This window comes from Planctomyces sp. SH-PL14 (assembly GCF_001610835.1).
Lineage (GTDB): Bacteria > Planctomycetota > Planctomycetia > Planctomycetales > Planctomycetaceae > Planctomyces_A.
Genome location: NZ_CP011270.1, coordinates 7,367,218 through 7,379,984 on the forward strand (window position 1 = coordinate 7,367,218; position 12,767 = coordinate 7,379,984).

Genomic DNA, 12,767 nt, shown 5'->3' on the forward strand with positions numbered 1-12,767 from the left:
GCAGACGCTTTGCGGCATTTCCGAGGCGGGGCGAACGCGAGTCCTCATGAAAGCCGACGGTAACCCTCTCGCCCAGAACGAACTCGGTCGCAGGCTGACAACCTGGAGCGAGCGGATTGAGCCGCACACGAACAAGATCCTCGCGGGCCTGCTGGCGATCACGGTCGGCGTGGTGCTGGTGATGGTGCTCCGCAGGGCCGGGGCCGCCAACACCGCCAAGGTCTGGACCGAGTTCTACGAGTGCCGCACCGCAGCGGACTACGAGACGTTCGTCGAGGACTTCCCCGCCAGCCCGGCGACCTCCTGGGCCCGCGTCGAAGCGGCCCGGCAGCGGATGATCGACGGCTACCGGCTGTCTCTGACGAACCGGTCGGATAGCGTCAAGGGGCTCAAGAAGGCTCAGGAGCATTTCCGGGCCGCCCTTCAGGGGGATGCTCCTCCGGAGATCCGGGAGCGGGCGCTGGCCGGTCTGGCGATGGCCGAGGAAGCCCTGTGCAGCGGCGACACCAAGCCGGTCGTCGAAGGGTACAAGAAGCTCCTCCAGGAGTTCCCTGAGACGTACTACAAGAAGTGGGCGGAGCACCGCATCGAACTGTTGGGGAAGCCGGAGACGGGCGAGTTCTATGCCTGGTACGCCAAGCAGGACCCCAAGCCGACCGACCGCCCTGCCCCGCAGGATGGGCGCCCCATCATTCCGGGCATCCCGGGCGGCGGCGATCTGCCGAAGCTGGATGACATCTTCAGCTCCGACCTGATGAAGGAACTCAAGGAGCCGGTCAAGCCAGACTCTTCGAAGCCCGAAGCTCCCAAGACCGAGGCGCCGAAGCCCGGTGAAGAGCCGAAGGCGGATGCACCGAAGGCCGACGCTCCGAAAACGGATGCTCCCAAGACCGACGCTCCGAAAACGGAAGGGGACAAGCCGGCCGCCGCTCCCGAACTCCCGAAGCCGGAGAAGACCGACGCCTCCCCGGCGACGCCGCCGAAGGGCGAGGAGAAGCCGGCCGAACCCGCTACGGACGCGAAGAAGGAATAGTCCCGCGTCCGCTGACGGCTCATCGCTGACAGCGGACCGCTCCACAAGAGGAACGAGTTCCGTCTTGCGTGAAGACCGATTCCTCTCCGCCGAGCCCGCCTGATCCGGTCCCGTTGCCGCCGTCTTCGTTCTCCTCGGGGAACAACAGGCGGTGGGAGATCGCGATCGTTCTCGTCGCGCTCGTGATTCGCCTCGCCCTCGCCTGGGGGCTCCAGGGCTATCTCGACCGCCTTCCCGGGCGGCAGTTCCTGATCGAGGGGGACGCCAGCGGTTACTGGGAACTCGCACACAAGATCGTCCAGGGCGAGCCGTACGCCATCTACCACCCGCCGCGGGCCGTGCTGCGGATGCCCGGCTTTCCGGCCCTCCTGGCGGTTTCGATCTGGCTCTTCGGCGGCAGCCTGTTTGCCGCCCGGATCGTGCTGTCGCTCGTGGCGACGCTGGCGGTCTGGCTGACGATCCGTCTCGGCCGGACGCTCGTCTCGCCCCGCTGCGGACTCATCGCCGGCGGGCTGGCGGCGGTTTCCCCTGTCCTGGCGGGATTCGGGGTCGAGGTCCTGACCGAGACCGCCTTCGCCGCGACGCTGCTTGCCAACCTGTGGGCGCTGGCGGCGTTCATCCGTCGCGACCCCTCGGTGCCGACGAGTGTTGTTCGCGAGGCGGTCTGGGGCCTGCTGATCGGCGGCCTCGTGGCCCTCGCCTGTTACATGCGGCCGAGCTGGCTGCTGGCGGCTCCGGCGATGTCGGTCGCGCTCGTCCTCCTGCGGGCGCCGCGCGTCCGTTCCCTCGTCCCGGCGGCGGCGATCCTCGTCGGCTGCGGGCTCGCGCTGCATCCGTGGGCCATGCGGAATCAGCGGCTCACGGGGCACTACATCCCGACGACGCTCTGGATGGGGGCGAGCCTCTACGACGGCCTCAACCCGCAGGCGACCGGCGACAGCGAAATGAGCTTCTTCGACCGCGAGAACCTGCCCGGCCGGATGAGCGAGTACGACGTCGACCAGGAGTACCGCCACCGGGCGTGGCAGTTCGCCCGCGAGAACCCCGGCCGGACCGTGTGGCTGGCCTGGGAGAAGCTCCTGCGATACTGGAAGCCCTGGCCCAATGCGCAGCAGTTCGACCGCTGGTACCTCAAGCTGGCGGTGGCGGGCTGGTTCGTCCCGGTCCTCTTCCTGGCTCTCCGCGGCGCCTGGCTCCGGCGGCGCGACTTCTGGCTGCTGCTGATTGCGGGGGGGCCGGTGCTCTACTTCTGCGCCCTGCACCTGCTCTTCGTCAGTTCGTTGCGATACCGGCTTCCTGCGGAATATCCCCTGCTCGTTCTGTCGGCGATCGGCCTCCCCGGGGCCGCGGGGGAGCGTCGGACACCCGGTCTGACGGCCTGACGTGCCCCTCGGGCCGGTCGACGGAGGGGATGTTCGAATCGGGCAGGATCAGGACCCGGTAATGGTCCTTCCCCGCCTTCTTGACGGCATACATCTCGGCGTCGGCCAGATCGAGCATCAGGGCCGCGTGCCCCGGCTGCGGAAAGACGACCGCCCCGATGCTGAAGCTGACGTTCCAGCTCCGGGTGTAGGCGACCGCCTTGAGGCGGCTGTGGACCCGGGCGACCGTGGCATCCGCCGCCTCGGCCGGCAGTTCGGGGAACAGGATCGCGAACTCGTCCCCCCCCATCCGGCTGACGGCGTCGTAGCTGCGGACGGAGCCTTTGAGGATCTGGGCGACGGTCATCAGGAGTTCGTCGCCGGCAACGTGGCCGCGGGTGTCGTTGAAGGCCTTGAAGTTGTCGCAGTCGATGAAGGCGATCGTCACCGTTACGCCATTCCGTCCGCCGCGGTTCGCCTCGGAGCGGATGCGGTCGTAGAAGGAGTTCCGGTTGAGGAGCCCCGTGAGCGGGTCGGTCCCGGCGATGGCGTACGCCTCTTCAAAGCTCTGCCGCAGCCGGGCGACCGTCATGCCGAAGGCGGCGGCGACGGCGGCGCAGATGATCGCCGAATCGTGGTCGACGGCGCTCACGGGAACTTTGCCGGCGAGGACCGGCAGAAACCAGCCGGCGTAGGAGAGGAGCGAAAGGACGAGCCCCCAGATCCAGCCCCACACCCACGCCCCGATGGCGACCTGCGGCAGACAGAGTGCCACGGCGGCCGTCGACGCGCCGCAGACGGTTCCAATCAGACACGTCGTGACCGGGATCAGCGGCAGCGTGACCCAGACGATGGGGGACCACTCGCGGCGTTGCAGAGAGGGATCCGGCATGGATGTTCAGCTTCGATTCGAGAGAGAAAGCGCGAGCTCTTCAACCCGTACTTCCAAGATCGGACTCTGTCCAATGCCGGTCCACCCCAATGCGGCATTCCGCCTCAGTCAACCGGCAATTCCCATACGAATGGTATGGTCGCTGATCGAGGCCAGGGAGGTGAAGCCCCGGCGGTCCTCCGGAATGTCGTATTGCGCAAACTCTATCGGATGTAGCGATTCCTCCGGCGTCAGCCCGGGGAGACTCCGCGTTCAGCGGAGGTCGACCTTCTGGTGGACATCTTCGTCGATCGCGGGGCGGGTCCCGGTCAGGTAGGCCTTTCCCGCCTCGAAGAGGTACTTGAGCCCCTGCTGGCCCGAGTTATCCCAGTATTCCCCCTCGATGGTCCGGACGCGCAGCAGAGAGATGTTGGGATCGTCCTTTCCCTTCGGAAACCAGACCCGCCACGCCTCCTGCCACATTTCCTCGAGGAGCATCCGGTCCTGGATGATCGCCGCCGTCCCGCTCAGCGAGACGTACTGGCTGCCGTTCTGCAGCGCCACGTTGACGACCGGGTCGGAGTCGATTTCGTCCACTTTGCCCGATTCGATGTCGGTCACGAACCAGACGTCGTCGGTCTGGTCCACCCTGGCAATCGCCATCGGCCGCGACCGGAGAGTCCCGTCGACCGACCGGGTGACGAGCATGGCCGTGCTGAAGGAGTGGAGCAGTTTTTCGAGGGTCTGGCGGGTGTCGGCGACCATGATCGTTCTCCAGGGGTGTTGAAACAGGACTTCGAAGGCGTTCGATCGGGCTGGCGGCATGAGGCAGTCCGCTCCGCGGAACGAGCAGCCGACCCAATCCCGAAAACGCTAACGGAAGCGGCCGGAGTCAGGTCACGTTGCAACTGCACTCGCTGTGTGTCAAAATCCCCGGCTTTTCCACGGAACGCTCCGCGCTAGGCGGAGGACAGGACACAACGGAATGCCCGGCGATCGTGCCTCCTTCTTCGTCTGGGTTTCCCTGCTTTTCGCGTGCCTGGGGGCCGCGATTCCAGGTGAGAGTCTGGCTGCGGAGCCGCAAAAGTGGGTCGTGGCCGAACCCGGGACCGTTCCGACGGTTCCGCTGCAGGTGGCGGCGCTCGACGCGCCGATGCTGGCCCAGGCCTCCGCAGCGGCGGCCGGGAGCGGTTCCACCTGGCCCTACATCCTTCTGGGGCTCTACGGCGTGGCGATTCTCGGCGCCTCGCTCTTCGGCGGCTGGCTGCCGTCATTCCTCGACCTGACGCACAACCGCCTGCAGCTCATGGTGAGCTTTGTCGGCGGTCTGATGCTCGGGATCGGGCTGTTTCACATGCTGCCGCACGCACTTGTGCACCTCGGGCCGAACTCCGCCGACCGGGCCGTGTGGTGGATGACGCTCGGCGTCCTGACGATGTTCGGAATGCTGCGGGCGTTTCACTTCCACCACCACAGCCCGGAAGACCTGGGCGAGTTCCGGCACGCCCAGGGGCATGCCGGCTGCCCGCACGACCATGATCACGACCACAGCCACGATCACTCCCCTGCTCCGCGGCCCGAACAGGCTGCCGGCGGGCACGCTCACGGTGGTCACTCACACGGCCATGGGGCCCACAGCCACGACCTGAGCTGGATCGGCGTCTTTATCGGCCTCGGCCTGCACACGTTCCTCGACGGGATGGCGGTGGCCGCGAGCGTTGAGGCGGATGTCACGCACGGCGTGACGGCGGGGCTGCTGGGGCTGGGGACGTTCCTGGCGGTGCTGCTTCACAAGCCACTCGATGCCGTGTCGATCACCTGGCTGATGTCGACTTCCGGCTGGCCCGCCTGGATGCGGAACGGTGTGAACGCCGCCTTTGCGGCGATGTGTCCGCTGGGGGCGCTGGTTTTCGTTCTTGGCGTGAACCGTTATGCGTCGATTCAGGCGGACATCATTGGCTGTTCGCTGGCGTTCGCCGCCGGGATCTTCGTTTGTATCAGCCTGAGCGATCTCTTGCCCGAGATTGAGTTCCACAAGCACCACCGGATCCGGTTGAGTGCGGCTCTGCTCCTGGGGGTTGGGCTCGCTTATGCGATCGGCTATCTGGAGCCGGCCCATGTGCATGGTCATGATGATGGCGGGGGCCACTCTCACTCGCACGACCATGCCGGTCACAGCCATTGAGTGACGGGCTCCACGTCCTCGCCGGCACGACTTCCATAGCTCAAACCCAACGTGCCACGGCAGCCGGGGTCAAGGGGCCAAGAAACGACACAGGCCCCCTTGCCGCCGGAGGCACTTCCATGAGGAACCGTGGGACACAACGGGCGTCCGCTTTGTGGGACCCGCGTTGAGGACTCCCTCACATCACATCGATTGCTCCGCAATCCCCGCGGGTTGGTGAGGGGGCATACGGCACGTTGTCCGCGCTTGGACACGTGCTCCTTCAGACATCTCTCGACGAGACGGCCTCCGGCGGGCAAAGGGGCGTTGCCCCTCTGCACTCCCTACCAGGGGCCAGCCCCTGGACCCCGGTGATGGCACGCTGGTTGTGACTGGCCGCCTCACTCCGGCAGCGGCTGGCCCTTCGTCTCCGGCGCACCCCAGATCACGATCATCCCCAGGAAGTAAATCGACGCCAGCAGCGTACACGGAATCGGATACTTCCCTTCAAAGAACGTCGTAATCATATAGCCCAGGTACAGCGACCCGGCCCCCGCCAGAATCCGTCCGAAGTTGAACGCAAACCCCTGCCCGATCGCCCGGACCCGGGTCGGGAACAGCTCCGGCAGATAAAGCGGCAGCCAACCATAGAACGAGGCGCTCGCCCCTCCGGCGAAGAGAGCCGCGATGAGGAACGTCGTTCCGTAACCGGGCGTCCCCAGGAAGAACCACGCCACGCTGGCGAACGAGAGCAGACACAGCAGGAAGTAGGCGATCCGGCGACCGAACCGGTCCGCCATCAGGGCGCCCAGAATCGTCCCGATCACCGCTCCAATCCCCATCGTGATCTGCGTCCAGGCCCGGGCCCGGGCGAGGACTCGGTCCATCTGCCCCTTCGCTTCCGGTGAAAGTTCGCCGACCGACTTCACGTTCTGTTCGGCGAGAAACTCAGCCTTCCGGACGTCGTTGGCAAAGGACGGTCCACGCTGAACCGATCCCCAGGTCGCCAGCAGAGCGATGCCGCTCAGGACCGCTCCCAGGTACATCCGCCGCATGGTCTCCTTCGGCGTCACGGAGATCAGCGATTCGCCGCCGCCCCGCTTCAGGAAGAGACGCACGGGATGCGTGAACCCGACCAGGGCGGAAATCAGGGCGAACGTGACCGCAAGCGCCTGCTCCCAGGCGGGCCGCTGGAAGGCGTACGCCAGGATCATGACAAGCGGGCCGATGCAGCCGAGCACCAGGCCGAACAGGTCCTTCGATTCAAAGTGCTTCGTCGAGCCCTTCGACTTCTCTTCGAGCCACCGTTCCGATTCCGGAACGAAGATCCGGATGAAGAACGTCAGGAACGCCGGGGCTGCCCCGACCAGCATCAGAAGCCGCCAGGCGGAATTCGCCGTCAGCTTGGCAACGACTTCCGGCGGGACCGACATGGCGACCAGGGCGCTCGTGATCGTGGCGATGAAGTCGTTCATCACGATGCTGATCGCGGCAATCAGCATGAAGCCGACGTTCGACGCCGCCCCGATGAGTCCCGCCAGCCAGCCGCGCGAAGTCCCGGGCCAGAGTTCCATGACGAGCGAAACGCCGAGCGACCACTCGCCTCCCATCCCGAGCGAAGCAATGAACCGGAACAGCAGCACCATTCCGGCCGATGTCCCGAGACCGCAGGCCCCGCTGAAGAGGGCGTAAGTCAGAACGCTGAGGGTCATGGCCCGCACGCGGCCGATCCGGTCGCCGAGCCAGCCGAACAGCACCCCGCCGGTCGCGGCGCCGACCAGGAAGCCGGCGTGCATGATCCCTTCCCAGATCTCCAGGCTGGCGTTCGAGCCCGCCAGGAGGTCGGTCAGCAGCGGCTTCATGACGAGCGGAAAAAGCCCCATCTCAAAGCCGTCAAACAGCCACCCCAGAATCGCGGCGATCAACGCCATCCATTGTCCGGTGGAGGAGGCTTTCGGAGTCGAGGTCACGGAGGTCTCCGCCCAATGCACAAGAGAAAATGAATGTTTCGCAGTCTGGTCCGACGGGGAACGAGGGTCAATCGACTCCCCCGCCCAATCCGGATTCGGCGTGAGATTTGTCACAGGCTGCGCAGGAAGCGCAAGAGATCCGACCGCTCGTCCCGGTCGAGCGGCCGCGGAAGCTGATGGCCGAACTCGTCGAGAACGCTCTCGAGCGACGCGGCGCGGTTGTCGTGGAACAGCCGGTCCCGCTGCGACACTCCCCGAAGCGTCGGCGGATTGAACTTCGCCTGCCCCCGTTCATCGGGCATTCCGACGTCGAAGACCGAATCGATCGTGTACGTCACGGGAGGGATGTGGCACCCCGCGCACCCGAGCTTTCCGAAGAGGATCCGCCCCCGCTCGATCTGCGCGGCATCTTCCGGACCGGACACCTCATCCACCGGCGGCGGGGGCCGCAACGTATGAAGAAACGACACGAGGTCGATCTCCTGGGCCGGTTTCACGGGCGGCCCCTGCATGGAGGAGGTGACCGACTGCCGGACCTGCTCGTGCAGTTCCCGGAACTGGCCGTTCCAGGCCCAGGGATTCGCGTCGCGAGTCCCGAGGAGCGAGAGCGTCCGCTTCGGATTGCCGAACCCGCCGTCGCTGGCGGTATCGGCGACGAGGCCGTGCGTGTGGCCGTCGGGATGGCAGCTGTTGCAGCTCATCCAGCTCTCGAGCGAGAGCCGCCCGTTGTAGAACAGCCGCTCCCCTAGCTCCGCCCTGGACAGCTCGCGCTGCGGGCCGAGCGGGACGGTGTCGAGTGCGGCGGATCCCGGACGATGGATCGACAGCGAGTCCCCGAGCGTGTCGAGGGTCACGATCTCGTCACCGCGCCGAAGGACTCTCGTGGGCCGCGTCCCCGCCGGGTGCCGACGGATTTCGATCCCGTCGGCCGAGACCTCACAGAGCTCGTTCGTTCCCCCGAGGGCGACCCACAGCGTCCCGTCCGCGGCGAAGGCGAGGCCGTTGGGGTCCGCCGCCCCTTCGAGCGTCCGCCCGAGGAAGTAGCGGAACGAAACCGACTCCAGATTGACGCCGGGATCGCGGAGAGCGTCGAGCGGGATACGGCGGACGAGGTTCGACAGCAGGATGCCAAGAGAGACGTTTTCATGCGTCGTGGCGGCCCGCTCGTCGAGCAGCTGGTGCGTCAGGTAGACCGACTCCCCATCGGGACTGAGGACCAGACCGTGGATGTTGTGGGCATGGATCTCGCGGATGCTTTCGATCCGTGGCCCCGTCGTGTCGATCACTGCCAGCCGTCCGCGGAACGCATCGCCGACGAGCAGACGCCCTTCGCCGATCGGCAGCAAGCATCGTGGATTGAACGGGAGCCGGAGCACACCGGCCTCGGTCCATTGGTCGGAAGAGTTCGACCGCTCCAGAAACTGAATCTGTCGGGACCAGAGCCCGGCCACCGCCAACCGCGTCTCCGTAAGTGCGACAATGGCGACAGGCCAGCGGACCGTCTCCGCCTGGCCAATCGTGCGGAGGCCCGTCGGATCGACAGCGACGACTCGCAGCAGATGGTCCTGAAAGTCGAGGACGCCGACCGTGTTGCCGAGCGACACAAGAGCGACCGGCGACGACCCGAGCGGCGACTCCCACTCGACCTGTTTGAGGGGCGCGTTCAGAAATGAAAGCGAGTGGCTCTCCTGATTCGCGACCAGCAGTCCGCCGGCGGCAGAGATGGCATCGACGGGCTTCCGCAGCGCCGCCTGGTCATCGAGAGGGGGCGCGGCCCCCGCCTCGCGGAGTGCGACGAGGGCGAAGCACAGCGAGAGAACCCACACCAACGAACGTCGGACGCCCTGAGAGCGAAAACTCGTCCGATCCGCTTCGAATCCCGACACCACGACGGCTCCCGTTCCGATCCCCCGGGAAATCCAGGGGGCCGCGCGGGGCCAGCGCTAAGCCTGCGCGGCGGCCAGTTCGCTCAGGACCGGAGCCCCGACCGTCCAGCGGGCGCCGTCGCGGATCACGCGGCGATACAGCGTATCCCGTTCGACCGGCTCCCGTCCCGCTTCCCGAATCAGACGGTGCAGCTGCTGGATCGTCAACCCTTCCGGCGTTTTCGCGCCGGCGTCGTGATAGATCAGCTCGTGGACGACGGTCCCGTCGATGTCGTCCGCCCCGAAGCCGAGCGCCACCTGGGCGGTCGCCTCGCCGAGCATGATCCAGTACGCCTTGATGTGATCGAAGTTGTCGAGCATCAGCCGCGACAGCGCCACCATCCGCAGGTCCATGTTCCCCGTCGGCTTGGGGATGTGGCTCATCCCGGTGTTCTCGGGATGGAAGGCGAGCGGGATGAAGGTCTGGAACCCGCCGGTCTCGTCCTGGAGAGCGCGGAGCTGGCACAGGTGATCGATGCGATGCCGCGCCTCTTCGACATGGCCGTAGAGCATCGTGGCGTTCGAACGGAGGCCCAGCCCGTGGGCCGCGCGGTGGGCGGCGATCCAGTGGCTGGAGTCCGCCTTGTGCTCGCAGATCTGCGAGCGGACCGACTCGTCGAAAATCTCCGCCCCGCCCCCCGGCAGGCTCCCAAGGCCCGCCTGCTTGAGCTCGCTGAGGACCCACTCGTAGGGCTGCTTGGTGATGTGGATGAACCAGTTCAGCTCAACGGCGGTCCAGGCCTTGATGTGGATCTCCGGCCAGGTCTCGTGAATCACCCGGACGATGTTGAGATACCACTCGAACTTCTTCTGGTGGTGCAGCCCGCCGACGACGTGGATCTCGGTTGCCCCGTTCGCCTTCGCTTCGAGGACCCGCTCGCGGATCGCGTCGTCGCTGAAGACGTAGCCCCGCGGCCCCTTGAGGTCGGAGCGGAACGCGCAGAACGTGCAGCGGTAGACGCAGACGTTCGTCGGGTTCAGGTGGACGTTCGTGTTGTAGAACGCGTAGTTGCCGTTCTTCTTCTCGCGAACGAAGTTCGCCAGCTTCCCCATCGTGAGCGTGTCGACCCGCTCGTCGAGATACAGTCCGTCATCGAAGGTCAGCCGCTCGCCGCCGAAGACCTTGTCGGCGATTGCGCAGACGCGGGGATCCGTGTGTTGAAAGTACATCCTTATCCCCTCAATGCCTCAACCAGCCGGTCGAGCTCCTCTCGCGTCCGCTTTTCCGTCACCGCCACGAGGACGCAATCCCGGCTCTCAGCCGAACCGAGGTTCGGGAAGCGGCTTAACTCGGGACCGAGGTCGAATCCGGCCTTCCGGGCCTTTTCCAGGACCGCGTCGACGCCCCCTTTCGTTCCGCAGCGGAGCGTGAACTCCTTGAAGAACGGGGCAGCGAACTTCAGTTCGAGGCCGGGGATCTCGGTGAGCCGCGAGGCGAGGTAGTGCGCCTTCTGGCACGACAGCTCGCCGACTTCCCGCAGCCCCTGGGGGCCGAGGAGCGACATGTGCACCGTCGCCCGGAGGGCCATCAGCCCCTGGTTTGTGCAGATGTTGCTCGTCGCCTTGTCGCGGCGGATGTGCTGCTCGCGGGTCTGGAGGCCGAGGACGTAGCAGGGCTTGCCGTCCCGGTCGACCGCCTCGGCGATCAGGCGGCCCGGCATCTTCCGGACGAACTCGTTCTTGCAGGCCAGCAAACCGAGGTACGGACCGCCGTACTGGAGCGGAATCCCCAGCGACTGCCCTTCGGCGACGGTGATGTCGACGCCGTACTCGCCGGGGCGCTTCAGCACGCCGAGGCTGACCGGGTCGACCGAGGCGACGGCGAGGGCTCCCTTGGCGTGGGCCAGGTCGCAGAGCTGCTGGGGCGATTCGAGGCAGCCGAAGAAGTTCGGGTGCTGGTAGATGACGCAGGCGGTGTTCTCGTCGATCACCGCCGCCAGCCGCTCGAGGTCGGCGGTGCCGGTCGGCGTCGGGACCGTGACGATCTCGCACGGGAGTCCGCCGAGGTTCGTGCGGAGGGTTTCCCGGTACTGTGGGTTGACCGATTCCAGGATCACGACCTTCTTGTGGCGGTCGGTGACCCGCATGGACATGAAGGCCGCTTCGCTGACCGCCGTTCCCCCTTCGTAGAGGCTGGCGTTTGAGACGTCCATCCCCGTGAGCTGGCAGATCAGCGTCTGGAACTCGTAGAAGGCCTGGAGCGAACCCTGGCTCGCCTCGGGCTGATACGGCGTGTAGGCGGTGTAGAACTCCCCGCGGGAGCAGATCTCATCGACCGCGGAGGGGATGTAGTGGTCGTACGCCCCGCCCCCCATGAGGCAGACGCGGTTACCGACGTTGCGGTCGGCGAGCCCCTTCGAGTGGGCTTCCAGTTCCAGCTCCGTCAGGGCGGGCGGGATCTCCAGGGGCCGCTTGAGCTGAAGCTCGGCCGGGATCTGGTCGAAGAGGCGGGCGATCGAGTCGGTGCCGATCTCCTTCAGCATCTGCTGTTGGACATCGGGGGTGTTGGGCAAGTAGGCCATCGAAGACAAACAGGGGAGAACGAAGACGAATACCAGGTGCCGATGAGCGTTTCGGCGTCAGGAACGGACGACATCCGCGGGGCTGCTCAGTGACTTTCCGCTTGGCAGAAGGCCTTGTAGGCGGCTTCGTCCATGAGGCCGTCGAGTGTGGGCGGGCCGCTCAGTTCGAGTTTGACCATCCAGCCGGCGCCGAAGGGATCGCTCGTCAGGACGGAGAGGTCGCCTTCGAGCTGGGTGTTGGATTCCTTCACGGTCCCGGCGATCGGGGCGTAGAGGTCGCTGGCGGCTTTGACGCTCTCGACCACGCCGAAGACTTCGCGGGGGCGGAGGGCGCGTCCCGGGCGGGGGAGCTCGATGAAGACGAGGTCGGTGAGGGCGTGGACGGCGAAGTCGGTGATTCCGACGGTTGCGACGTTCCCTTCGACGCGAACCCATTCGTGGGTCTTGGCAAATTTCAGATCCGCGGCCATGTATTCCTCGAGGACGGTCTCGGCAGCTGCGCCGGCCGGATTCTAGTGGTTCGAGGGGCCAAAGGGAGCAAGCGGAGGGGAATTCCTGCCGTCATTTACGCGGCTCGGATCAGCGATGTCTGATTTGTGTGAGTTTTGCGAGCGGAAGCCCATCCCGCTGGCTCGAACAGCGTCCTTGCCGGCACAGCGATGCCAGCTCAAGCCCAACGTGCTACGGCAGCCGGGGTCAAGGGGGCCACGCCCCCTTGCCGCCGGAGGCGCTTCCATGAGGAACCGTGGTAAGCGACGGGCGTCCGCTTTGTGGTACCGGCGTTGAGGACTCCCTCACATCAGAACACCCGTTTTGCAATCCAAGCGGGTTGGTGAGGGGGGCCTACGGCACGTTGTCCGCGCTTGGACACGCTCTCCTTCAGACATCTCTCGACGGCCAGGCCTCCGGCGGGCAAAGGGG

The 12,767-nt window shown here is 66.2% G+C and carries 10 protein-coding genes; 3 read left to right on the plus strand and 7 right to left on the minus strand.

Annotation, left to right across the window (positions count from 1 at the left end; genetic code table 11):
- Positions 1-46 precede the first annotated feature (46 nt).
- Together VT03_RS32970 and VT03_RS28400 are read left to right on the plus strand one after the other, a co-directional pair.
- Positions 47-1,033, plus strand: a complete 987-nt coding sequence (locus VT03_RS32970) for a tetratricopeptide repeat protein (RefSeq protein WP_075096132.1) — start codon at positions 47-49, stop codon at positions 1,031-1,033.
- Between the two features lie 68 nt (positions 1,034-1,101).
- The gene (locus VT03_RS28400; protein WP_075096133.1) at positions 1,102-2,415 is read left to right on the plus strand and encodes an ArnT family glycosyltransferase; all 1,314 of its coding nucleotides are present in this window, start codon (positions 1,102-1,104) and stop codon (positions 2,413-2,415) included.
- Here VT03_RS28400 and VT03_RS28405 read toward each other — a convergent pair.
- Together VT03_RS28405 and VT03_RS28410 are read right to left on the minus strand one after the other, a co-directional pair.
- Positions 2,306-3,286: a GGDEF domain-containing protein gene (locus VT03_RS28405; protein WP_075096134.1), complete on the minus strand. Its 981-nt coding sequence runs from the start codon at positions 3,284-3,286 to the stop codon at positions 2,306-2,308. The genes VT03_RS28400 and VT03_RS28405 overlap by 110 nt on opposite strands.
- Positions 3,287-3,538: 252 nt before the next feature.
- On the minus strand, positions 3,539-4,090 hold the full coding sequence (locus tag VT03_RS28410; protein WP_197489107.1) for a pyridoxamine 5'-phosphate oxidase family protein: 552 nt from the start codon (positions 4,088-4,090) through the stop codon (positions 3,539-3,541).
- 160 nt (positions 4,091-4,250) lie between these two features.
- Here VT03_RS28410 and VT03_RS28415 point away from each other — a divergent pair, with 160 nt between their 5' ends.
- Positions 4,251-5,450 carry a ZIP family metal transporter gene (locus VT03_RS28415; RefSeq protein WP_231870541.1) on the plus strand — a complete coding sequence of 400 codons (1,200 nt, stop codon included), beginning with the start codon at positions 4,251-4,253 and terminating at the stop codon, positions 5,448-5,450.
- A gap of 380 nt (positions 5,451-5,830) precedes the next feature.
- Here the strand turns inward: VT03_RS28415 and VT03_RS28420 are convergent, their stop codons facing one another.
- The 5 genes from VT03_RS28420 to gcvH all read right to left on the minus strand — a co-directional run bounded on the left by VT03_RS28420 (position 5,831) and on the right by gcvH (position 12,316).
- Positions 5,831-7,399 (minus strand): MFS transporter, encoded by a 1,569-nt coding sequence (locus VT03_RS28420; RefSeq protein ID WP_075096135.1) that lies wholly within the window; start codon positions 7,397-7,399, stop codon positions 5,831-5,833.
- 110 nt (positions 7,400-7,509) lie between these two features.
- Positions 7,510-9,225 carry a cytochrome c peroxidase gene (locus VT03_RS28425; RefSeq protein ID WP_197489108.1) on the minus strand — a complete coding sequence of 572 codons (1,716 nt, stop codon included), beginning with the start codon at positions 9,223-9,225 and terminating at the stop codon, positions 7,510-7,512.
- Positions 9,226-9,342: 117 nt separating this feature from the next.
- Positions 9,343-10,494, minus strand: a complete 1,152-nt coding sequence (gene mqnE / locus VT03_RS28430) for an aminofutalosine synthase MqnE (protein ID WP_075096137.1) — start codon at positions 10,492-10,494, stop codon at positions 9,343-9,345.
- Between the two features lie 2 nt (positions 10,495-10,496).
- Positions 10,497-11,846 (minus strand): aminomethyl-transferring glycine dehydrogenase subunit GcvPA, encoded by a 1,350-nt coding sequence (gcvPA, locus tag VT03_RS28435; RefSeq protein WP_075096138.1) that lies wholly within the window; start codon positions 11,844-11,846, stop codon positions 10,497-10,499.
- Between the two features lie 86 nt (positions 11,847-11,932).
- Positions 11,933-12,316, minus strand: a complete 384-nt coding sequence (gene gcvH / locus VT03_RS28440; protein WP_075096139.1) for a glycine cleavage system protein GcvH — start codon at positions 12,314-12,316, stop codon at positions 11,933-11,935.
- Positions 12,317-12,767: the final 451 nt, after the last annotated feature.